Genomic DNA, 23,890 nt, shown 5'->3' with positions numbered 1-23,890 from the left:
CAACTTGGTGTGTCAAAATTGACTGTTTTTCAGCTTTTTAGTTGCAAGGGGACAAGGGACTGGGGACGGGGGACGGACGGGGTATCAATTAGCTGAATTATTAAGTCTGAAAATGGGAAGAGGGACGATGGACGGGGGACAACCGGCGTATGATATATGCTGAATTAGAACGTCTGAAATTGGTAAGAAGGGACGGGGGACGAATTATTTACGGTATAAATTCCAAAATCCACCGCATCCATGCCCATCCGTGATCTTCAGTGACCATTATCACTCCGTAAACGACTGGTTTTCTAACATTTAAAAAAGAAAAGGAAGATCGTGATGCTAGGAAATCTCAAAAGAATAATAATTTAATGGACCACGAATTAGAAGCTTCCACTCACAACTCATAATTCATAATTCTTAACTCATAACTAAATCTCAGATAGTAGCCACCACCTTGAGCTCAATGTCGATAGGCGTCGGCAAACAATTGATTTCCAATAATTTTATAGAAGGAATTAAGGACAACCATGCTCCTAAAAAACAATAATAAAAGCCCGAAAACAAGAAATTAAAACATCCCCTTCCAAGCACTAAGCACCAACCACCAAGCACCAAAATCTCTGTGCGAAATCTTCACTCAGATAATCGCAATCACCTTAAGTTCAATGCCTATCGGCGTCGGCAAACAATTGATTTCCAACGTCGTTCTACACGGCGGATTCTCCTTAAAATACTCCGCCCAAAGCCGATTATAAACCGGAAAATCATCCTTCATATTCGTCAGATACACCGTCACATCCACAATCTTATCCCATCCCGATCCGGCATCTTCCAGGATATACTTCACATTCTGAAACACCGACCGGCACTGCTTTTCGATATCGTAGAACACGATATTCCCTTTTTCATCCAGCTCCACACCCGGAATTTTCTTCGTCCCTCTTTCCCTCGGCCCCACGCCGCTCAAAAACAAAAGATTGCCGACACGTCTCGCGTGCGGATACAAACCCACCGGCTCCGGCGCCTTACTCGAATTGATCTGATCACTCATATGTAGAAGATTGATGGGGCGAATATCTGGAATTTTTGATTGCGTGATTTAAAATTTTGGAACGATACTCAGCCGCTATTTATTTCCGCCTTGCCCGTGCTCCGCTTGTGACTGAGCTGTGCCTGGGGTTATTTTAATGAGCTAGCAAGTAAATAAAAACAATTAGAGAGGCCGCCAATCCTTTTAACTGGATTAAAATAAAAAATAGAACCATCTATGTATGACAAAACTTGCTTAACTTGAAATCGGAAGTGCGTTTTAACTAGCTAAATTTTAACACTATTATTGCTTTTTTAGTAACTGAAATTATGATTCAACAAGGGCTCTATGAACAACTAATAAATAAATTGGTTTCATCTAAGTTAAAGAACCTAGAAAGAAATACTTATTATATAAAAGAAAATGAAATTGATAAGAATGAAGCGGCAAGAGTGCTTTCCCAATATCTGATTGAGGTAATTCGATTTGCACTTAATCTGATTTCTGGCGAAGACAGTATAGAAAAACAAATAGAGCTTTCAAACAAAATCATTCTTCTTTTGCGCACTGAATTAAAGGATGAAGAATTTGATGAGGATTTGATTGCGACCGAAGCAAAAATACTGTCAGCAATTTTTAAAAAGTTAGACGCAAACTTTTCTGATTTTGAAAAACACCTTAAAGAAATTACGCCCTATACAAGATTATCACAAAGCGAGTTATTTACTGGTAATAATGCAGGAATTTCTCTCGAAAGCGAACTTAAAAAGGAAATTCTCTCATCTGATAAAATAAATTTTCTAGTATCGTTCATCAAATGGACAGGGATAAGAATCTTTGAAAAGGAGTTATTTGAATTTACTGAAAGAGGTGGACAATTAAAGGTTATTACCACTTCGTACATGGGGGCAACCGATTTGAAAGCCGTAGAATTTCTGTCCGATTTGAAGAACACGGAAATTAAAGTATCATATAATACAGACAATGAAAGATTGCATGCAAAAGCATATTTATTTTTCAGGAACACAGGATTTCACACAGGATACATTGGGTCTTCTAACATCTCTCGATCAGCATTAACAAATGGTTTAGAATGGAATATCAAAGTAACAACGAAAGAAGTTGGGCACATCATTGATAAGTTCCAAAAAACATTCGAAACTTATTGGCAAGACAAAGAATTCGAATTATTTGACAAAAGAATTCACACAGAGAAGTTGAGAATTGCCTTGAAAAAAGAAAGAGTATATGAACGCAATAACCCGGCTGTTTATTTTGATATTAAACCTTTTCCATTTCAGGAGGAAATTTTAGAAAAGTTAGAGACGGAAAGAACTGTCCACCATCGATTCAAAAATTTAATTGTTGCTGCAACGGGAACTGGCAAAACAGTAATATCAGCATTTGATTTCAAAAACTTTAAGAAGAATAATTCAAACGCAAAACTCTTATTTGTTGCACACCGAAAAGAAATATTGCAACAAGCTCAGGCGACATTTCAGGGAATTTTTAGAGACAATAATTTTGGGGAGTTATGGGTTGATGGAATTGAACCCGAAAAATATGACTGTGTTTTCGCTTCAGTACAAACTCTCAATAACAAAATTGAATCGCTGAAACTTTCAGAATCATATTATGATTTCATCATTGTAGACGAAGTTCATCACATTGCCGCTTCAAGTTATCGTCCGATTTTAAATCGGTTTAAGCCAAAAATTCTTTTGGGTTTAACTGCCACACCTGAAAGGATGGATGGAGAAGATATTCTGAAAGATTTCTGTGATACGATTGCTGCTGAAATCAGATTACCAGAAGCATTAAACAGAAAATTGCTGTGTCCATTTCAGTATTTCGGTATTACAGACAGTGTTGATTTGTCACATGCTACTTGGCAAAACGGTAGATACCTACCAAGTGAATTGACAAGAATTTATACTCAAAATGATAAACGTGTTGGAGAAATTATCTCTACCCTTCACAAATATCTTAGAGATCTAAATGAGGTAAGGGCACTTTGTTTTTGCGTTAGCCAGGAACATGCTCAGTTTATGGCAGAGAAATTTTCACTTGCTGGTTTGAAAGCTGATTATTTAGTTAGCTCCAAAAGTGAATTAAGAGAAGAACTTAGACGAAAGTTTTTAGGCAAAGAAATAAATTACCTTTTTGTCGTTGACATTTTTAATGAAGGAATTGATATTCCAGATATAGATACCGTTTTATTTCTTAGACCAACAGAAAGCTTAACGGTTTTTCTTCAACAACTAGGCAGAGGTCTAAGGTTGGCTGAAGGAAAAGAGTGTTTAACTGTTTTGGATTTTGTTGGTAATTCACGACCTGAGTATGATTTGGAAGGAAAATTCAGAGCTTTAGTTGGCAAAACAAACACTTCCATTCAAAAGGAAATTGAAGACGACTTCCCACATTTGCCTTTAGGATGCACGATTGTTTTAGAGAAAAAAGCAAAAGAATTTATTTTACAAAATGTCCGTAGTGCAACCTTGTTAAATATTAATCAACTACTGAATAAAATTCGCAATTACAAACACCAAACCACCCTGCCGCTTTCTTTAAAAAACTTTTCAAGATTTTATCACATCCCTCTTCAATTAATTTACAAAAAATATAATTGGAAAAGGTTGTGTGCAAAGGCTGAACAAATAGAAGATTATCCACCAACCAATGAAAAAGAAATATTCAGGGCTATTAGCAAGAAATGGCTTTCGTGCAATTCAATTTCCTACTTCCAATTTATTTTAGAACTAGCTAAGCAAGATTTCAAAATCAATTTCAACAAACTAAGTGAGGAAGAAAATTTAATGTGCCTAATGCTTCATTATGATGTTTGGCAGGAGGCAGGAGGCTTCAATTCGCTTGAAGAAAGTATTACAGCCATTGGAAAAAATAAATTATTGACATTGGAAATAATTGAAGTCCTTGAAATACTAATTGATAAAATTGATTTTCTTGAAGGTGAAATTTCTCTTCCTTATTCTCAACCATTAAAATTGCATAGTCGATACACAAGAGAGCAGATTCTTACAGCATTTGGATTTCATAAATTTGAAGCTAAAAGCAATAAAATTGAAGGCGTTGCATTCTCATCCGAAAAGAACACTGAATTGCTTTTTATTACTCTAAATAAATCTGAAAAAGATTTTTCACCGACAACCCTATATGAAGATTATGCAATCAGTGAAAATATTTTTCATTGGCAAACACAAAACTCCGTGAGTCCAGAAAAAGGTAAAGGGCTAACATACATCAATCACATTCAGGAAAAAAAACGAATTCTACTTTTTGTGCGTGAAAAAAACAATGACGAATATGGAAATACCATGGCTTCCGTTTTCTTAGGAGAAGGAAGGCTAATCGAACATTACGGCTCTAAGCCAATGAGCATTAAATGGGAGCTATATGAACCTATGCCGCCTTACCTATGGAAGGATTCAGCAAAGATGGCGATCGGTTAATTCGATTATTAGTTCGAAATTTCGTAGACCCGCTCCGCAGAATATGCCCCTAGCTAAAAGCTCATTGCTGCACAGGATTTCCAAAATCCTGTGCCCTTAAACTGTGTGATATTCATCCACAGTTCAAGGCTTTCCAGATAAGAATTAAGGATGACGAATGAACAAAGGGAGGATTAGAGATTGAACATTCTTCGTTGGTTGGAAGCCGGTACACCAGTTTTAAAACGTCAGTCTATCCTCCAAACATTTCCCTTCTATTCTTTCTACAATGCTTGAACTCCTCCGGAGTTTTTTCGGGCGAATTGGTTTAGGGGATAAAGGCGATCAATTTTCACTAAGAAGATATTCTGGGGTAAGAATGTGTGAAGATCATTACGCTTCCGTAGAAGTTGCTTTACTTTAAAAATGACCGGTGCGGAACAGGAGTTCTAACCTGATGTTCATTGGACATTCACCAGGCTTCGGTAGGTTTAAAGTCTATTAAGTTCCTGTTTCGTACATTTACTGAATGTGCTCATGCTAAAGGCATGTTTAACACGCGAGTGCTGAATTAAACTTCCAGATAAATCAAGTACTATAATGAAACGGGGAACCTTTATACTATCGGCACTTGCACTCTTTCCATTGAGTCTTTTTGCTAAAATTAAAACCAATATTTTTATGAGAACAGATAAGGCATTTAAAGTAAAAGCCGGTGAAGCCCGATTTGGAGAACATTACAAAATGAAAGGCGTTACCCTGAATAACCTGGATATTAAAATCTCAGGAACAGACACTGAAAATGATCTGGCAGTTTTTGAACAAACCGGACTTACTCCAAACGGCGGACCTCCATTGCACATTCACCCTTTCCAGGACGAATGGTTTTATGTTATTGAAGGTGAGTATTTGTTTCAAGTTGGTGAGGACAAATATCAAATGAAATCAGGAGACACAATTTTTCTTCCCAGAAATGTGCAACATGCTTTTCTGCAACTGACGGAAAAAGGCAAGATGATCGTTTCCTATTTACCCGCCGGAAAAATGGAAGCATTTTTTAAGGTGACCGACAAATGGACATCTCCACCCACAAAGGAGGAAATTGCAAAAGTCTTTGCTGACCATGATATGAAGGTTGTTGGGCCGCCATTGAAAGTGGAATGAGGTTTTGATAAAGGAAACGCCTGACGATAACAACACATAGACGCAATAAGCCATCCCACATACTACCCCACAACATTCATCCCGACAACCGGATTTGTTGTGATATGATTTATATCTGAGGTGTATCCTCCGGGTATTTTCCTTTTACTTTTTCTACAATGCTTGAACTCCTCCGGAGTTTTGTTTCAAGTAAATCAATCCAGGAAATGCAGATTATTATAATTCTGTAAAACAATAGTCACAGAATTCGGGTTGGATGCAGTTTTGAAAAAATCTTCATCCATTTCGCAGCACATCTGCTCTCCGCTTCAACGGATATGCTAAAGCTGTTATAATTTTATCGATCGTATTTATTAAGAAAAGCCGGAATAAACAATCGAAGTTGTTTTTTTCTTTCCGACAGTAAGTGTCAGATATTGTGTTATCAATACTAAAAAGAAATTAATTTCAAATTTCGGTTTAGAAATTGATCTTAAAACAGATTATCACTGCACAAACAAGTACACTGTAGATTTTTTATCTGATGATGAAATAAGGTCTTTTTTGAATAAAGATCTGGTAATACTTAGATAGAAAATTCCGCTATCTCAAATATGCAAACATGGATGAGTTTAAAAATACGTGACCCTTTTATATGATGAATGACAATTATTTATTTCTGTCCGGATCAATCGTTCCCGGATCTTTGGCTCTTAACAATGAAGGATCGCCGACGGATTGATAAGGAGCCCGGCCATCTCCTCCTCGCCGATCATCTCCGACAAGAAGGCCAAAAACTTTATCCGGTATCACAAGTCCTTTCGTTCGTGTAAACTGAACCGCATCACCTCTTTCCGGATCCGTTGCCCCTCCGGCTTTTGCCTGCCGAACATACAATTGCATTGCCATTAATTCTGCAGCAACCCCGGAAATAAGTCCTGCTATTTTAGGATCTCTGTAACTGTCCGGATCAGCAGGATCTCCACTCATTTTAGCATCTGCTCCTGAATTGTCCTCTTCATTTTCAGGTGGTATGTATGTAATTGTTGCATCCTCTCCTGAGTCATCTAAAGTAGAATTTCCACCAGCCACTTCAGTTCGAGATACCTGATTGCCTTTACTATCGTAAACTCCTTCAATATAACTTCCATCAGAAAAATAACTCACTACTGTCGTAGTTCCATCCGAGTTCTTTTCAGAATCTGTACCCATATATCGTCGTCCTCCATGATTGGTTTGATCCGTACTTCCTGATGAATTAGAGGAAGATCCGGAATTTGTGCTACTACCGGATTGACTTCCCGAGGATGAGCCGCCTGTACTTCCGGTTGAAGAACCTCCGGTATTGGTCGTCTCATTGCCCGTTGTATTACCGGTAGAAGTCCCTGAACCAGTTCCTCCACTTGAACCACTTGATGAACTTCCTCCTGATCCCGAACCACTCGTTGTACTACCAGTACCAGAGGATTCAGTCGACCCGCTACCCGATCCGGATGAACCTGAAGAATTATTCCCTGTTTCGCCTGTTCCAGCATCTGCCCAAACATTCGGATCGTACGTGGTTGAATTATTTGAACCCTTATTCCCTGATGAGCCGGAACCCTTTTGAGAAGATGTAGAAGTAGATCCTGTCTGTTTAGAACTGCTTGTTCCACTTGTAGCCTTTCCCCCAATTGTAGCACGGCCTGTTCTTTGGAATTTTCCATTATTATTTTGCCATACAGCATTTGCACCTGCAAACAACGGGCTCCCTGGATCATCAGCATATAGCACTGATAATACTGCCTGTTGTGTACCTTGTGCTTTCACTTTATTGAAAAATGCAGGGTCGGTTAATGCACTGACGGTAGCTTTATCAGACAGTCCGGTCAATTGAAAATCTGCTAACACACTTAAAAGGGTACGCGGATTGGGAAAGGCGTTAAAAGCATTGTCCGGAAGCCCAATTCCAAATTGCGATTTAAAAGTCTCACCAATCAATACTTTTTCAGCAGCAGCCCGGCCCGCTGCACCACCACGTGCTGTATATGCATCAGTAGCTTTTTTAATTTCGGAATCGTCAAGTCCAAGAAGCTGACCGTTCGCAGAAATTCTTAAAAGATCTTTGAGAAACTGAGGTTCTTTCCTGGCCTTTGCAACTTGATCTTTACGTAGTATACCGTTAGCAAGTGAGGCTTCAATAACCAATTCAAGTTCATGCCTCCTCCACGCTCCCTGAATAAGAGTTTTCAATGCGGCGGCTTTCCCGCCAGTTTTTAATACTTCAGCTTCAGTTACGATACCGGCATCCAGAAGATCTTGCAATGCTAATCTTTGCTTTGGAGTTAGGCGGGCCAGAAATTTTAAGAGCGCGGGTGAATAAACTGAGGTAGATTTCGTTTCAACTATTTTTGCACTTCGAGAAAGTGTCAAATTCATTGCAAGAAGACGGTCGTCCAATATTTTTGGCAATGAATGATTCTTTTGTTCTAAAATATCTGATTGCTTACTTTTTGCAACAGCAACTTCTGCTGAAACGGGCACCTGAGCTTCGGCAGGAATAGACGGTGCGACAAATAAAAATAAGAAGTTAAAAAGACGGAATTTCTTTAGTGATTTCATTGTATTTGATTTTAGAAAATCTTTAATTCAAAATTTCGGTTAAGGTATTCTAAATACCTGATCAATTTTATTTAGATTATAAATTTGAGAAAAATTTCAATGCAAAATTCGTTTTCGGGCAATTACTGCAAATGTTCTATTTATTTCTGAATCGTACAATACATTTTCTGATGTGAGGAATGTACCCGGCTGCGAAAGATACATATTTGTTTGAACAGACATTCCGCCCCTCTGTGCAGGATTTCCAAAATCCTGTGTCCATCTGGGCAGAATATTGTGTGAAAGCCCGTGCGCAAACTAATTCCGCCCACGGAGGCCGGTAGCTTTACTTTCACCACACGTATCTATAAATTCAAAACACAATAAACCATTTCAAATACCACCCCAAGAGCATTCCTCCGAAAATGTTTTTATTGTAATACATTTTAAAGCGTCGTTGTATCCTCCAAAACTTTTTCCATTTTTTGCTTCTACAATGCTTGAACTCCTCCGGAGTTTTTTCGGGTGGGTAGATTTATGAGAGGCAGGCAATCAGTATTCGCTTAGTCATTGTTGCGTGAAAGTCTTTGTGTCTGGCCATTTCAGAGTCAGACATTTCAAGTGAAAAAAAAGCTTATGAAATATTTTCATCTTCTGAATTCTTTCTTCATCTGTATGAAACAGTTTTACAGCAATAAAGAAAATAAAGCAATTCAACATTCATGATCTGTTGTGCTGTTAGAAATGAATATTGGGTCACTAATTTGCCCAACCTCCTGTAGCGGTATCCAGATCGTCGACAAATTGTAATCCTGCCGGCAAGACCAAACTGTTATTATAAAATGCCAAAAGCGTAGAACGCAAATAAAAACTGCCAATAGTAGTAGGAGCACCGGAACCACAAACAAAAATAACCGTGCTTGTTTGCCCGGATGGAATAGATAAGGTAACACTTGCACTTCCTGAAGCACCGGAAGACCATGAGTTGGCTCCATTTAAAGTAACACTTGCTTTTTCTCCCCAAACAGTATAAGCAGAATATTGAAAAAAAGGAGTCCAATTAATAGCAGCACCTGTAGAATTGCTAATCCTGAATAAAAGTGCAACCATCTGTCCGTCAACTGAAGTGTTCGTAATGAATTGATCGCTATATATCAAGGCATTCTCTTTTGCATAGCCCTTTTTCTGAAAGAATGTGCGTTGAATATCTTTATTGGGAGAAATTTGTGAAGCCAACGCATTTCCATCTGTCCAATTTGCCGGCGTTACCCTCCAAACATATTTAAATCATTGCCAAAGTAAAATCCAAAGTTCGGATCATAACTGTGAAACGAAACCCAACGATACGTTGCACCGCCTGAAGCGGCCTGCCATGAAGCAACTCCCGAGGCATTAGACGTCAATACTTTCCCCGCCCCCTGTGTGCCGTCGGCAATTTTTACAGTACCGGCAACATCCAACTTCGCTGCGGGTGAAGGTGTTCCTATACCGACATTAACTCCATTATTAAAAACAGCATTATCTGAAATCCACGTTGTACCATTCCAACGCAAAGTATTGCCATTAGCGGATCCGGCAGGAATGTCGCCACTTCGCGCAGCATACAAGGCATAGGGAACGCTCATCAATTGTGTTGTACCCATGTCAATATAAGTTGAACCTCCGCTAGCGTCCATTTCAACCTGAACAAACTTTGCATTGACGCCCCAATTGATTCCCGAAAAAGTTCCTGTAATAACCATTCCCTGCCCAATCGTTGTTGTAAATAATCCCAGCGAATTGGTCATTGCCATTTGTGTTTCCTGATACAAAACCGTTCCACCTGCTGTTGCATCATGGATGCTAAAACGCAAGGAGATGCTCTGATTCGCAATTAAATTGCCCGCATTGTCACGGGCTACAGCCTGATAAGGGATTGCAGAAGGTGACTGAGCAAAAGAGTTTGATGCAACAATAATCAATAATAGTAAAAGTAATTGACACAGATTTTTCATATCAGCAGATCGATTTTTATAGTTTTTGAAATTTTGTCTGTACTCATTACATAAAGACTCAAGCCTATCAGAAATTAACCCTGATTGAAAGTCTATATTAATTCAGGCAATACAGTTGAAGGCCTGTTGAACAGACAGAAGGAGAACCGACTAAATTTTAATGGAATACGTACTTTTTGATAAAAATATGAATATTTTATGCTTTCGCTCCAATAAATTTTGTCCGAAATACGTGCTTAATGGTTAGAAGGCACAATTTAGAAATAAATGATATACCAGTCAAATCCTTCACCATAAATTTCAAGCAGGAGCAATAAAAAAACAACAAAGCATCCAAAAAGCTCACCAATAGCCGGGTTTGGAAGGTGTTCAACATTTATATATATTGCACTTTCATTAAGTTTTTCAATATTCATTTATCAGATATCAATCAGTTGAAACATTTCAGTTGATTATTTCTAAAGAATTCACAGATTAATTTATTAAAACGTTATTGGTTAACTATAAATATTCTACAAAATCAAAATAAAAAACAACAGCTTTTTTATCAATAATATTCAATTTTAAACCTTTCTTATGAAACCTTTGATCCAGATATTGATATTGATTTTTCTTGCTGCCGGAGCACATTCTCAAACGCTCAGCCCCAAGGTCATGCCTTCCTGTGGAGGATTTGCTACCGGTATCAACGGAAAAACACTTTCCTGGACGATGGGAGAACCTTTCAATACAACACTTTCATCTGCAAACAACAAATTAACACAAGGTTTCCAGCAGCCGGAAATTAGTGTTTACATTGTAAATATTAAAGCGCTCATTGAGGGCTTCTACATCGGAAGCGGGATGATGACTGCCGTTATTGATCCATTCCTATTCCCTTTGCAATCTGATACCCTTACCCTCCAGCTGGCCCGGAATGTCGCTCCATACGATATTCAATATTCAGCGACCACTATTCTAAGTACAGACGGAAATGCAAAATTTAATTTCCCAATTGAAACTAGCGGCAATACTTTTTATCTCGTTCTGAAACACCGAAATGCTCTTCAAACCTGGAGTGTTTCCCCTGTGACCATAAATTATAACATGCAGTATGACTTCACTATTTCTGCATCACAGGCATACGGCAGCAATCTCACGGATTTAGGCGATGGTAGATTTGCTTTGTTCAGCGGCGATGTCAATCAGGATGAATCTATAGGGTCCTCAGACTATAGCGCTGTTGAAAATGCATCCCAAAATTTTTTGTCCGGTTACTTACATGAAGACCTTACTGGCGACAACATTGTTGAGTCAGCCGATTATAGCCTGATCGAAAACAACAACCAGCTAATTATAATCGCGAGTCATCCCTAAGGTAACAAATCATTCATCCATTTACCTTCAGAGTCCGGATGTGCCCTGTCAAAACCAGTGCAAAATATTTTTTCAATACCCGTAGCCGGGTAGCATTAATTGCACGATATCACGTTTCTAAACGCCATGGCTCGACAAGCCATAACACACCCTGTCCCACAACACTCCTCCCTGCAGCCGCAATTATTAGGTTAAATTTTTAAAACGTTGGACTATCTTCCAAACGTTTTCATTTAATGCTTTCTACAATGCTTAAACTCCTCCGGAGTTGTTTCGAGAGTATTGATTTAGGACTTGGGGATGAGAAAGTGTTTTGAAAGTCAAACTGCTTGAGATTCCATTATAAAGGATGACTTAGCCATTCTCACTGCGAATTACTTTGGGATTCTTCTTAATTTATTTCAATGAATTATGAATCCGGAATAATTCAGCAGACCAGGAATATGAAAATTAAGAAATTTGAACCAATTCATTAGATCTGTATGAAATCTCCATTTGCTGTACTCTTATGATCAATGGAAAAAGATCAAGCTAAAATCTGCAATCAAACGTCAGAAATCGTTGAAATAAAAAAAAGTGGTGTCAGTGATTCTTCACCGACACCACAAAAATATTACTTCACAAATTACTCAGCAAAGCTGAATTCAGGAGCGCTCACAACGCCGGCATTTTGCATGGCGGTTTTGAGACTTGCTGATCCGTCGAATTTAGCAGCCTGCTCTTTATTTTCCCATTCCGTAACGACTAAAACTTCATTCGGATTCTGTGCATTTCTGAACACTTCTGATTTTTTACAACCGAATTCCTTGCGTGTTGAATCATGCTGATCATAAACTGCTTTCCATTTGTCGAAATCGGCAACTTTGTGCCTTACATAACCTTTTACCATTTGATTTGTTTTTTTGAGATGGGGTCCTACTCGTGTGGCTTTTCGGATACGCCTCCGGTTTTTTTGTGTGTACCGGAACACACATATTCATTAATAAAATTTTATTATGCTTTGGTTACTTCCAGGATACTCAGCGTGGGTGAATTTGTATGGATGACTCTTGCCAACTTCAATCCCGATTGTTCAAATATAGATGCATATTCTGCCTCCGTACGTTCCTTTCCTCCCGTCATGGCCATCATATTTATGTCCATAAACTTTCCGGGATGCCGGGTGTTTCCTGTAGGAATCACTGCTTCAATGACCAGCATTTTACTTCCTGAATGCATGGCCTCAGAACAATTTCTTAAAATTTGAACCGACTGCTCATCATTCCAATCATGAAGCACATGTTTCATCAGATAAATGTCGGCGCCTTCTGTAACGGCTTCAAAGAAATTCCCTGCTGAAACACTACATTTTTTACTGAATCCTCGTTCCTCAATTGTCTTTATTGTTTCGTCCACAACATACTCTTCATCAAAAACAATTCCTGTCGCCTGCGGAGCCTTGTCGAGAATTGCCATCAGAAACACTCCGTTTCCACCACCGATGTCCACAATAGTTTTCGCCGAAGAAAAGTCATACATGGGAATTACATTCTGAATAGCCGCATTGGTGGAGCCGGTCATCGCTTTCATAAAATTCAAACCTTCTTCCGGATGCGTTTCATAATATTTCCAGACATTCATCCCTTCTACTTTTTCAAAAGCGGTATTTCCGGTTTTCAAACTATACAACAAGTTCCCCCATGCAGGATAGTGGTCACCGAGTTGTGCTATTGCCATCGCTTTCATAGAACCAGGCAAATCACTTCTCAGTGTTTCACTCAGCGTGGTATTGGCGAATTCTCCTTTTTCGTTTTCACTGAAAATACCGACACTTGCCAAAGCCCTCATCATTCTGTAAAGTGAAGAAGCATTGGTACGTGTTGATTCCGCAAGCTGCTCGCAAGACATTGCATCCTTGTGAAGTAAATCCGCTACATTCAACTTCGCAGCATTGTAGATACAACAGGATGTCCAGAAACCTGTGATCATCTGCATCATTTGAGTGGAGGGGGAAATTGTTGGAGCTGTTGTCATGGTTGATGATTTACACGACAAAGAGACTGGAAAGCACACGAGTTTCCAATAACCCCGGTTAAAAGGCGACTTAACTCGGGTTAAGAAATGCTATTTGGTTAAAAGACGTTTACGCATCCTGCTCAGGGATGGTGGCTCAATGTCCAGAAACGAAGCGATGTATTGCAAAGGTACCCGCTGAAAAATCTGAGGATGCTTTTGCACAAGTTGCAGATACCGCTCCTCCGGAGTGAGTGATTTCACTTCCGATAGTCTGTTGATGGAGGCTTGATGCGCTTTACGTTGCTTGGCAAGATGCCACTCTTTTAATTTCGGCATTTGATCTTCCATTTTTGCAAGATCCTCACTGGAAATGCAAAGCAGTTCGCAATCTTCCATTGCCTGGATATAAATACTGCAAGGATTGCCAGTATACATACTTTCCAAATCTCCAACAATCCAGTCTTCAAAGGCGAAATACAATATATGTTCACCGCCCTTGGTGTCAATCGTATAATTCCGGAAGCAGCCTTTACTTACATAAGCGAAATGCTTGCAAACCTGACCGGCTTTCAGATAAAAATATTTCCTGGGAATGTATTCTCTCTTGAAAAAACTCAGCACCAATTCAAATTCCGTTTCCGTCAATCCGATTTTATTCAGAAATAAATCAACAAACAAAGGAGAAAGTTCTGAGCGATAGAGTTGCATTTTTTTTGAAAAATTAAATAATGACATGAATCCTCAATCGAAATAAAGGTTTAGAAGATTGATGATAAGAATCACAGAGCAGGCTAACGAATACAGTATATGCTTTTTAGTTTGTCAGCCTTTAGCAAATATAGGGAATTGAAATTATTAATATGTGAATTCACTTAATTAAATGAGCAAAGAATAAGGCGGGAATCAGCCAACTTGTCCATTCAACTTCCGAATGGAACAACAGTTTCCTGAAATACCTTATGACAATTTTCAAATTCTCAGTTCAGGACAATCTTTTTTGTATACAAATTTCCACTCTCCTTTTCTGAATACAAAAGCGTATAAATCCCGGATACCTGCTTTGTAAGATCGAGTTCCAATTGTTTTCCTGCGAAGTTTCCATTCATGACAGAACGTCCCTGGATATCGAATAACTGATATGTTCCGGAAGAAAATAGTTTTCCGGAGACACTCACCAGTACTTTTCCATGAGCAGGGTTTGGTGTTACAATTAATTCAGGCATTGTGCTGAGCAATTGTCCGGAATTTAGAATCAATGAATCCAAATCGCAAACCTGTTGGTTCAAATCATATTTGTAAAAATGATTTCCCAAACGAGGACTTCCTGTATCAAGATTGAGCAGACTGATGTACACCTGGTGATTAATAGAGAATGCTGCGCTGAATTCAACAGAAGTGTCTCCCGGAATATCCAACGACTGGAGTGGAATTACTTTCATTCTGTCCAGATCTATTTTTGAAACATAATTATTGAAAATAAATGCTTCATTGCCCAATACTTTTGCAAAACGTTCACCATTGAGTTCCCCCACTTTTAAAACCGGACCTGACCAGGCGCCTGTGGACTGATCGTATTCATACAAACCCGGATTAGCTCCTCCACCAAACAATGTATTGTATCCGGCATATACTTTGTTTCCATAAGAGAATGCAATAGGAGCAGATGACATACTCGCGCCATAAGGCCATCCGCTGCTAGTCCATGTATCACTTGGAATGTGGTATTTATCAATTTGTCCGCCACCTGAAAACGAATAGTATCCCAATCCAACATACGCTGTATCGCCTATCACAGCCGAAACCGGAGTGTAGCGACCTACGCCGGGAAGATTGGATCTTTGTGTCCATGTATCCAATACAGGATCATATTGCCAGGTGTCGGAGAGAAAACAGGAAGCGCTTCCAAAACAGCCTTTCGTTCCACCGGAAATATATGCATTCGTGCCATCTGAAAATCCTGCTGAACCTGTATGATTTTCTGCTGATACTGGTAACGATGCTTTCACTGTCCATGAATCAGTTGCAGGATCATAAGCATACCAGTCTTTATAGGCTTCCGTAAGAATGTCAACATATTTATTTCCCATTCCCATATAACCGGTATTGCCGATACTGGTCGCATTGAGTGTATGACGAATTTTCAAATTGCCCAATGGCATTTCAGCTCGTCGCTCAAGACGATAAATCGGATGAGATGTTTGCCAATAGGTGGTAGTATCCGAACATCCTGCCCTGCTGATGACCCATTGCAATTTGTGTTCTCCACATTGTTCGAAAACCTGACCTGCGGTATAACTGGTCACGTTGATCTGGGTGGCTACTCCGTCGACAAACAAGGTTGCTCCTATTGTATCTACGGGCAGGTAAAATTTACTTGCATTCTGGTAATTGTGCTGAATGCCAATTCCCGCTTCGTCTATACCGACTGGAAAGAAATACGGAATATTTTCGCAGGCATTGGGTTCAAAACATCCAATTGTTTTGTCTTTATAGCCACCATAAGATTCGCCAAAACACCGGTAATATTTTCCGTTCACAACAAACCCGGTTGAAAAAACAGATTCCTGGTAAATACCTGAGAAAATATAACTGGCAGGACCTGGAGAAATATCTCCATTGCTCAGATTATAAAAATAACTTGTATTGATATAGCTTGTAGAACTCGTTCCACTGAACTTTCCATTCACGATCCACAATTTATCATTCGTTAAATATATTGTAGAACCAAATCGTGAGTCCGAAGTGAAGTTGGTAGTCATTACTCCCCATGTATCCGCGACAACATCGTATTGCCATATTGATGAACCACTTCCAAGAACAATAGAAATAATATTTCACCCGTATTCCAAAACGGCATCTACATACGTCATGGAAGGATGTGATGTCAACTGTGTCCATGTTGCACTTACCGTATTGTATTTGTACACTTCAGTAGTACCACCGAAAAAAAGATAGATCTCTGAATTAAGCACTACAGCCCTTGCACTCGATCGTGCAGGTCCCGGAAAATCCGGCAATGCGGTCCAGAGATCTGTCGCGGGATCATATTCATAAAATTTATTTGTCGTATTTGGAAACACACCCGGATCACCACCTATCAGATAGAATTTTGAATTCGCCTGAACAAAAGCCGGATATTTCAAACGCGGAAATGGAAAATCTCCTAATCGTGTCAGCCGTTGTGTGACAGAATTGTATTTCCACATATCACGTAGTACAAGACCGTTTGCGTCTACACCCATGCCAATGTATGCTTCATTCCCAAGGACAGCGGCAATTGCAAAGCTACGTTCCTCTCCTTCTGCAGGTAAAACAGTTTTTCCGCTCCACATTCCTCTGTTTACAAAAACAGAATCTGATGTTGAATCGATGCAATAACCATTGGTTGCGAGTAAGCTGACATAATAAGTTCCATAATGATCGGGCCTGAGTACTGTATCTCCGCCAAACCATCCTGAAATTGTTGTATCAACCTGCCATTGCCATGCATAATTATTTCCTGCGGGAGAAATAATACTTGTATTCAACAAATTGGTCACTCCGCCAAAATAACTGGTATCAGCAACTGAAAGTTGTGCATCAATTGTACTTGTACAGCCCGGATAATAAGTCCAGACATCACTGGTAAATGCGGAGCTGCCATCACTTCCTCCAATAATTTTCACAGTATCTGCAAAAGCCATGAAAGCCATGTCCTGATGCCAGTTCATGTTGAACAAAGTATCTCCACGGAACCAGTTTTGACTGGGCAGGTGCAGAAACTTCGGATAATTCTGATTAAAGATATGAGGTACACCGTTGATACTACACCCAAACAATGGGACAGAAGTTGCAGGTCCGGCTGCATTGGGCCATGAGGTATCCCAGGTTGATGTAGAAAAATCATAAACGTATACCGCGGTACTTGTCTCGTTCAGGAAAAAAACCTTGTCATTAACAACTGCTGCTCTGCTCCATGATACTACACCCGGAGCAGATGTAAGCTGTGTCCATGCATCAGCAATCGGATCATATTCCCAGAATTGATCAGTGCCGGAATTATTGCTACAAGAGATCCGTCCAAAAGCAATGTACCCCTTTCCATTGTAAGTGAAATTAGCATACTGGTTTGAGTTGGTTCCCGGAAAATCTGCAACCTGCACCCAACTATCTGTTGTGGGCGTATATTTCCAGACATCTGTAAAACATGTGCCAAAATTCCCTCCACCCAGATAAATATTTCCATTTAATGAAAATGTAAACGCATCGTATCTCGATGTACCAGGAAAATCATTTTTTGAGTCCACAAAGCTGTGAGTTCATCATATTCCCAAACTTCGTTTATTCGAATTCCGCCGCCAACAACGCCCAGCATAAGATATCCTTTATGGCCAACGGTTTCAGCTTTGCAAAGTTTTCGTGGAGAGCCCGGAAAATCTGCCGAACGAAAACAGGTTCCCTGAGCTGTGGCGAATAACGTAATCAAATTAAATAAAAAGACAAAGAGAAGCTTACGCATTGATTTGCTGTTTAAATATAATAGCCAATGAAATCGTATTGAGATCATGATTCGATAAATCGATAGCTTGTCAATATATAAAAGATTTTCTTACAGGAGAAATCGGCTCATAAGAACCTCGCCTAAGCAGTTTATTACAAAAACTCTGCATGAAGTAATTTCTACCGAGAGCCAATTGGCAATTCATTTATGATTTCAATTTACACTACATCGTTTCGGCATAATCTTTTGAACACGTCAAAATTCAATATTTCAGCCGGCAACGCTTCTTTAAGAAAATATTCCCATTTCAAATACGATTTATTCCTGCTCAGCATGAAATATTTAAATGTTATGTAGTTTGACATAGATTTGTATGCTTGAAAAATATAGCTGCCATATTCCTTCTTTCCATCTACCTGTTTTCAACTACCGGTTTTAACGAGCTGATGAAAATTGAAGTGATGATTGAGCATTTACATGAACATCAACAAACTGATAATTCAGTTTCGCTTTATAAATTTCTTGTGATGCATTATATAACTGATGACAGTACAGATCAGGACAACGAGCGCGACAAGGAACTTCCCTATAAATCGCCCAACACTTTTAATTCGATCATTTTCTTTGACGCCAATATCCGTCAATTCTCATCAACAATTTTTAAAGCCTTCATAAATGGCTCAAACACTTTTTTGTCAGTGAATGACTCCATCAACATCATAAATTTTCATACCATTGTTTGGCAACCTCCGAAATTAACCGGATCAGGTTTTAATATTGAAAATCACTCGATTTTTAATTGATCTAAATTTCCAGTTTGTGACATTTAATTAAAAGTCACCTGTAATGAATATTTAAATTTATTGAATTCACCGGAATATGAATTTAACAAAACCGCATCTCTTAGTTTTGACATGCGTGGTCGATTAACATACTCCTTAGTACACTTAAAATTTAAAAATATTATAATTTATGAAAATAAAAATACATTTAATCCTGCTCTTCGTTGCGCTCTCAACCACTTTGCCGGTTACAAGTTTATTCGCACAATACGCACTGGACTGGCAGCAAAATGCCAATTGGGATCAAAAACAATCTGTTATGTGTGCTGTTGATTCACTTGACAATGTTGTTGTAACCGGATATTTGCAAAGCTATCGCATGTTTACCAGGAAATATGACATTTCAGGAACGTTCTTATGGGAAATTGAAGATTCATCCGGAATACATAGCATCTATGAAAAGCCAAATTGGGTGAATTGCGATGCTTACAACAACATTCTTGTGGTTGGTAATCAATATTCTATTGGAAGTTCGTATGATTATCCCAATGCAATTGTAGCAATAAAATACAGTCCTGCAGGAACATTGCTATGGAGAACTGTAATTCCAATTTCCATTCTAATCAATAGCACTACATCTTTTGATTGCAGAAGTGTAGTTGATGCCATCGGAAATTTATATATCGGTACCGCAATCACCAATGGCGCTACATTAATTAAAATAGATACAAATGGCAATGTAATCTTCACAAATTCAAGCACAGTAAATGCACCTAAAAATTTTAATGCTATGCGTATCAGAAATAACAAGATCGTAATAGCAACGAGTAGCGGAACGCCCAATGTTTCACCTGTTTTTGTTTGGGATACATCAGGCACATTACTTTGGACAGCGGATGCGATTGGCACCCTTTCCGCAGATGTAGAATTTGATGAAAATGACAACGTATATGTTTTAGGAAGTCTTTATCATCAAATCAATGCAATTACCTGGGATTATGATGTAAAACTTACGAAGTATAATCCGACCGGTAATTTATTGTGGGCAAACTTTTATGATTTTGGAGGATATAATTTTGCAACTCGTATGACTTATGTAAATAATCGAATTAGTGCGATAGGTTATGGAAATGCAAGTGGTATTAAATGGGAAACATTCCAAACAGATACAGGTGGAACATTGCTTTGGGCTTCACCATATTCTGTTCCAATCAATCCTACTGCGAGCGATGAGTACCCACATTTTATTTTAGCAAAACCGACTGGCGAAGTAATTGTTACAGGCGTAGGAGGGACCTACTCCTGACCCATTTAATCCTTCTTTCAATCAAATGCCGATAGTTCAGTACAGCAATACGGGTGTTCAAAGTTGGGTTAGTACTCCAAATATATATGCAGGCACCGGTTTGGCCGCCTCATTTGCCAATGATGGAAGTTTGTATGCTATTGGTTCAAGAAACATGTATGTTTTTCACTACAATATGTTACCTGTGGCAATTGATAATCATTTGCAGATTGAAAATCAGGTAAAAATATTTCCAAACCCGGTTTCGTCATCCGCATCATTAGAATTCAATTTATCAGAAATAAAAAATGCGACAATTACAATCTTTGATGTCATCGGGAAAAATGTAAAGAACATTCCGCTAAATAATTCACAACAAGGAAAAAATACTATCACTATTGATCTGTCAGAACTCAAAACAGGAACATATTTCTGCAAATTAAAATCGAATGATGGTTTACAAATAGTAAAACTCATTAAAAACTAAAAGGCACTTCCAATGTGTAACAAAGTACAGTCGGAAGTATTCAGCTCATTTCCGATTGCGTGAATCCAATATCACAATCCGGGAATTCAAAAAATAATGAGATTTAAAATAGGATCCTGTTCATCAGTCTTTGTTCTCCATCATAAATCCAAGTACCTGCTAATAATAATTCAAGACACCTGGATTCATAAATTCCGGTGTCTTGAATTTAATGCCGGTAAACTGAATCTCATTCAGAATTAAAAAACCCAATTCAAATCCCGAAAAAATCACCCTGCCCTCTTACACATCAAATTGTTAAAGCTGTCAAAAGTCGCCAAATCCCTCTAAAATCAAGGCTTTCGTTCACGGAATTTATTTGTAAGCCAATTTTCCTTTTTGTAAATTGGTATATTCTATAATCCCCCCTACGCCATAGGGTTAGTTTTAAGAAATCAAATAATATAAACAAGTTATGACAAAACTTAGTACTCTACTCATTTGTGCCTTCTTGTTATTTACATCACAACTGTTTTCTCAAATTGATGTAAAGACAATTGATATGGCCAAAGTCAATCAAGCCAAGCTTGAAGGACGATTAAACGGTCACGAGAAGTATGTCAACTATGATGCACTTGGAAAAAATCCGACTCGTATCGCTCCGAATGTTCATCCCGGAAATTCGGTGAACACTGCCAGTGGCTGCGCATGCTGGATTCCGCGTGATCCGAATTGGCAGGTTGCTCAGTTCGATGGCTCGGGTGGCAGTGGTGGTCCGGGTCTGCCTCCTGATTACAGAAATGATGACTGGTCTACAATCTCTATTCCTATCCCATTTCCATTTTGTTTTTATGGGCAACAAATAAATGACGTGTACATCAATAACAATGGAAACGTTTCTATCACCAATCCTTACGCGACTTTCACAGCCACTTCATTTCCTGATCCAAACTATACCATGATCGCTCCGTTCTGGGCTGACGTGGATACACGTGGACCATTGAGTGGAATCGTTTATTACCAGGTAACCAGTACTCACCTGATTGTTCAGTGGGAGAATGTCGGCTACTTTAGTTCGCATGATGATATGGGAAATACATTTCAGCTGATTCTTACTGATGGTTTTGATCCATTGCTTCCTCCGGGATCCAATGTTTCTTTCTGCTACCAGGATATGCAATGGACAACCGGTGATGCATCCGGTGGTTCCGGCGGATTCGGCGGAACTCCTGCTACAGTTGGTGTCAACCAGGGAAATGGAATTGACTACATTCAAATTGGAATGTTTGATCAGACCGGTTCAGCATACGACGGTCCTTATGGAAATAACGATGGTATCGACGCTCTCGACAATCAATCCTTTATCCTGAACGTTTGTCAAAGCGGTAGCAACGTACCTCCTATCCTGAATTCATCACAAGCTTGTGATACATTGAGTGTGTGTGAAGGCGATACACTCTTGATTCAAGGTTCATTCCTCTCTCCGGAACTGGGACAGATCACTACTGTTACAACAACTTCTACCATGAGTGGTGTAACGGTGACCTCACTTCCCGGAAATACTTCCACCTTCACCGTGCAGGTTGTTGGACAGGCTTCAAACGTAGGTTTGAATTCGCTGATGATCATTGCCACAGATGACGGTACTCCTGTAAGATCGTCGCAGTTGCCGGTTGTCATCAACGTAAAGGCTGCTCCAGTTACACAAGTCGCCACTACCAATGTAAGTTGTTTCGGTGGTCACAATGGTACAGCAAATCTCAATCTGAGTGGTACCGGACCGTTTGAAATCATGTGGTGGCCCGGTGAAATGCAAACTACCCAGGTCACACATCTTTATGCAGGAGTATATACTGTGGATATTTCAAGCCCATCCGGATGTTCCACTACACAATATGTAAACATCACTCAACCTCCTGCATTGACAATTGCCATGACATCTCAGGATGCGGACTGCTCCGGACAAACAGGCAATGCATCTTGTACAATTGGTGGCGGAACTGTCCCCTACACTTATTCCTGGAATACGAATCCTCCTCAGACGAGTAGTTCGATCACAAATTTGACTGCCGGTATCTATACTGTCAGAGTAAGCGACAATAACAATTGCCGGATAGCGGGTTCTGTTGAGATTCACGGTGCTGCCGGATTCAGTGCTACTATGACTACCACTCCTGCTACTTGTCAGGCTGCTGATGGTAGTGCAAGTGTTCAGACTACCGGTGGTAGTGGTAATTTCTCGTATACATGGAATCCTGCAGTAAGTACCGGTGCTACTGCTACCGGATTAACTTCCGGTGTTTATACGGTTACTGTTGTTGATAATGCAGACGGCTGTCAACAAACACTTTCAGCATTGGTTGGAAATACATCGGGAATAGTTGCAAGTATCGTTTCTTCAACTGACGCAACTTGTCAGAACAGCGAAGACGGAACAGCTACTGCGAGTGGATCCGGTGGAACAGCACCGTATTCTTACTTGTGGAGTGCAGGTAGCGCGACGACTGCAAGTGTAAGCAACCTTGCACCGGGCACTTATACCGTTCAGGTTTCTGACTATAACGGCTGTCCGGATTACGCGACAGTAACAATAGGTTATCAATTCCCTTCACCGGTTGTTGAGTTGGGTGCCGATACAACCATTTGCATTGGCGCAACACTTACTCTGGATGCAGGCGCAGGCTATCAATATCTCTGGTCTGATAATTCAACCGGACAAACGCTGAACGTTTCTTCACCCGGAACATATTCAGTATTGATCACTGATGGAAATTCATGCGAAGCATTTGATATGATTACGGTGAGCACAATTGCCTGCAACCGTCCTCATACTACTGCTGCCCGTCCTACACGTTCTGTCGGTGTGTATCCGAATCCAAGTACCGGAGTTATTGATATCAATTTCAATAACGAAGCATCAGGAGCTGTTGAAGTCAGCGTTGTGGATGTGTATGGAAAAGTTCTCTTTGTTTCACAGGAGAATCTGAAAGCACACGATAACCGCACATTTGATCTGAACAATCTCTCTGCCGGAATTTATTTTGTGAGAATCACTATCGGTGAAGAGACACAGGCGGTACGATTGATAAAAATGTAAAATGAACTTCCCTCAGTAATCAAGGGAATTCGAATAGCAAAAGAGCCCGGGTCGAACGAATCGATCCGGGCCTTTTTTTAATATTGAGCAAGTTTGCATTGTTACAGGTAGTTGCCCTAATTACTTACTTTCTACATTTGCAATCGGCAGCTTGCATGAACATTAAGCAAAGTTTATCTCTTCCTTTCTCAAAATCGAAAACTAGGTATCAGGTTCAGCCCTTCATTATTCCCGTCCGGCGACAT

General features: G+C 39.5%; 17 protein-coding genes. 7 read left to right on the top strand and 10 right to left on the bottom strand.

The features are described from left to right. Positions 1-625 precede the first annotated feature (625 nt). Positions 626-1,039, bottom strand: coding sequence for a RidA family protein (locus tag IPP86_01555; GenBank protein MBL0137199.1), 414 nt, complete (start codon positions 1,037-1,039; stop codon positions 626-628). Positions 1,040-1,347: 308 nt separating this feature from the next. Between IPP86_01555 and IPP86_01550 the strand changes: the two genes are divergently transcribed. Together IPP86_01550 and IPP86_01545 are read left to right on the top strand one after the other, a co-directional pair. Then, positions 1,348-4,488: a DUF3427 domain-containing protein gene (locus tag IPP86_01550; GenBank protein ID MBL0137198.1), complete on the top strand. Its 3,141-nt coding sequence runs from the start codon at positions 1,348-1,350 to the stop codon at positions 4,486-4,488. Positions 4,489-5,148: 660 nt separating this feature from the next. Continuing rightward, entirely contained in the window at positions 5,149-5,631 is a 483-nt protein-coding gene (locus IPP86_01545; protein MBL0137197.1) for a cupin domain-containing protein, read from the top strand. A gap of 648 nt (positions 5,632-6,279) precedes the next feature. Here the strand turns inward: IPP86_01545 and IPP86_01540 are convergent. The 3 genes from IPP86_01540 to IPP86_01530 form a co-directional block, all read right to left on the bottom strand. Then, positions 6,280-8,211 carry a hypothetical protein gene (locus tag IPP86_01540; GenBank protein MBL0137196.1) on the bottom strand — a complete coding sequence of 644 codons (1,932 nt, stop codon included), beginning with the start codon at positions 8,209-8,211 and terminating at the stop codon, positions 6,280-6,282. A gap of 738 nt (positions 8,212-8,949) precedes the next feature. After that, positions 8,950-9,426, bottom strand: a complete 477-nt coding sequence (locus tag IPP86_01535; protein ID MBL0137195.1) for a hypothetical protein — start codon at positions 9,424-9,426, stop codon at positions 8,950-8,952. 29 nt (positions 9,427-9,455) lie between these two features. Beyond that, entirely contained in the window at positions 9,456-10,184 is a 729-nt protein-coding gene (locus IPP86_01530) for a hypothetical protein (GenBank protein ID MBL0137194.1), read from the bottom strand. A gap of 576 nt (positions 10,185-10,760) precedes the next feature. On the opposite strand from IPP86_01530, the gene IPP86_01525 reads away from it, so the two are divergent. Continuing rightward, positions 10,761-11,540 (top strand): hypothetical protein, encoded by a 780-nt coding sequence (locus tag IPP86_01525; GenBank protein ID MBL0137193.1) that lies wholly within the window; start codon positions 10,761-10,763, stop codon positions 11,538-11,540. Positions 11,541-12,165: 625 nt separating this feature from the next. Here the strand turns inward: IPP86_01525 and IPP86_01520 are convergent. From IPP86_01520 to IPP86_01495, 6 genes are all read right to left on the bottom strand, one after another. Further along, positions 12,166-12,429: an antibiotic biosynthesis monooxygenase gene (locus tag IPP86_01520; protein ID MBL0137192.1), complete on the bottom strand. Its 264-nt coding sequence runs from the start codon at positions 12,427-12,429 to the stop codon at positions 12,166-12,168. A gap of 104 nt (positions 12,430-12,533) precedes the next feature. Then, positions 12,534-13,553: a methyltransferase gene (locus tag IPP86_01515; protein MBL0137191.1), complete on the bottom strand. Its 1,020-nt coding sequence runs from the start codon at positions 13,551-13,553 to the stop codon at positions 12,534-12,536. A gap of 90 nt (positions 13,554-13,643) precedes the next feature. Continuing rightward, positions 13,644-14,243, bottom strand: coding sequence for a Crp/Fnr family transcriptional regulator (locus IPP86_01510; GenBank protein MBL0137190.1), 600 nt, complete (start codon positions 14,241-14,243; stop codon positions 13,644-13,646). Positions 14,244-14,512: 269 nt separating this feature from the next. After that, positions 14,513-16,294 carry a T9SS type A sorting domain-containing protein gene (locus IPP86_01505; protein ID MBL0137189.1) on the bottom strand — a complete coding sequence of 594 codons (1,782 nt, stop codon included), beginning with the start codon at positions 16,292-16,294 and terminating at the stop codon, positions 14,513-14,515. A 75-nt stretch (positions 16,295-16,369) separates the two neighbouring features. After that, positions 16,370-17,821 carry a hypothetical protein gene (locus IPP86_01500; protein ID MBL0137188.1) on the bottom strand — a complete coding sequence of 484 codons (1,452 nt, stop codon included), beginning with the start codon at positions 17,819-17,821 and terminating at the stop codon, positions 16,370-16,372. Beyond that, a complete protein-coding gene (locus IPP86_01495) occupies positions 17,761-18,033 on the bottom strand; it encodes a hypothetical protein (protein MBL0137187.1) in 273 nt (90 codons plus the stop codon). The genes IPP86_01500 and IPP86_01495 overlap by 61 nt, the downstream gene beginning before the upstream one ends. A gap of 359 nt (positions 18,034-18,392) precedes the next feature. On the opposite strand from IPP86_01495, the gene IPP86_01490 reads away from it, so the two are divergent. From IPP86_01490 to IPP86_01475, 4 genes are all read left to right on the top strand, one after another. Further along, the gene (locus IPP86_01490; protein ID MBL0137186.1) at positions 18,393-18,818 is read left to right on the top strand and encodes a hypothetical protein; all 426 of its coding nucleotides are present in this window, start codon (positions 18,393-18,395) and stop codon (positions 18,816-18,818) included. A gap of 169 nt (positions 18,819-18,987) precedes the next feature. Further along, positions 18,988-20,103 (top strand): hypothetical protein, encoded by a 1,116-nt coding sequence (locus IPP86_01485; GenBank protein ID MBL0137185.1) that lies wholly within the window; start codon positions 18,988-18,990, stop codon positions 20,101-20,103. 25 nt (positions 20,104-20,128) lie between these two features. Next, positions 20,129-20,569: a T9SS type A sorting domain-containing protein gene (locus tag IPP86_01480; protein ID MBL0137184.1), complete on the top strand. Its 441-nt coding sequence runs from the start codon at positions 20,129-20,131 to the stop codon at positions 20,567-20,569. 541 nt (positions 20,570-21,110) lie between these two features. Beyond that, positions 21,111-23,645: a T9SS type A sorting domain-containing protein gene (locus IPP86_01475; GenBank protein ID MBL0137183.1), complete on the top strand. Its 2,535-nt coding sequence runs from the start codon at positions 21,111-21,113 to the stop codon at positions 23,643-23,645. Positions 23,646-23,890: the final 245 nt, after the last annotated feature.

This window comes from Bacteroidota bacterium (genome assembly GCA_016720935.1).
In the GTDB taxonomy this organism is placed as follows: Bacteria; Bacteroidota; Bacteroidia; order AKYH767-A; family 2013-40CM-41-45; genus JADKJP01.
This window is presented reverse-complemented; position numbering and strand designations above follow the sequence as displayed.

Excerpts from the sequence above, each read along its gene's own strand:
- IPP86_01555 (MBL0137199.1), bottom strand. The coding sequence starts at position 1,039 with ATGAGTGATCAGATCAATTCGAGTAAGGCGCCGGAGCCGGTGGGTTTG.
- IPP86_01550 (MBL0137198.1), top strand. The coding sequence starts at position 1,348 with ATGATTCAACAAGGGCTCTATGAACAACTAATAAATAAATTGGTTTCA.
- IPP86_01545 (MBL0137197.1), top strand. The coding sequence starts at position 5,149 with ATGAGAACAGATAAGGCATTTAAAGTAAAAGCCGGTGAAGCCCGATTT.
- IPP86_01540 (MBL0137196.1), bottom strand. The coding sequence starts at position 8,211 with ATGAAATCACTAAAGAAATTCCGTCTTTTTAACTTCTTATTTTTATTT.
- IPP86_01530 (MBL0137194.1), bottom strand. The coding sequence starts at position 10,184 with ATGAAAAATCTGTGTCAATTACTTTTACTATTATTGATTATTGTTGCA.
- IPP86_01525 (MBL0137193.1), top strand. The coding sequence starts at position 10,761 with ATGAAACCTTTGATCCAGATATTGATATTGATTTTTCTTGCTGCCGGA.
- IPP86_01520 (MBL0137192.1), bottom strand. The coding sequence starts at position 12,429 with ATGGTAAAAGGTTATGTAAGGCACAAAGTTGCCGATTTCGACAAATGG.
- IPP86_01515 (MBL0137191.1), bottom strand. The coding sequence starts at position 13,553 with ATGACAACAGCTCCAACAATTTCCCCCTCCACTCAAATGATGCAGATG.
- IPP86_01510 (MBL0137190.1), bottom strand. The coding sequence starts at position 14,243 with ATGCAACTCTATCGCTCAGAACTTTCTCCTTTGTTTGTTGATTTATTT.
- IPP86_01505 (MBL0137189.1), bottom strand. The coding sequence starts at position 16,294 with ATGACTACCAACTTCACTTCGGACTCACGATTTGGTTCTACAATATAT.
- IPP86_01495 (MBL0137187.1), bottom strand. The coding sequence starts at position 18,033 with ATGCGTAAGCTTCTCTTTGTCTTTTTATTTAATTTGATTACGTTATTC.
- IPP86_01485 (MBL0137185.1), top strand. The coding sequence starts at position 18,988 with ATGAAAATAAAAATACATTTAATCCTGCTCTTCGTTGCGCTCTCAACC.
- IPP86_01480 (MBL0137184.1), top strand. The coding sequence starts at position 20,129 with ATGCCGATAGTTCAGTACAGCAATACGGGTGTTCAAAGTTGGGTTAGT.
- IPP86_01475 (MBL0137183.1), top strand. The coding sequence starts at position 21,111 with ATGGCCAAAGTCAATCAAGCCAAGCTTGAAGGACGATTAAACGGTCAC.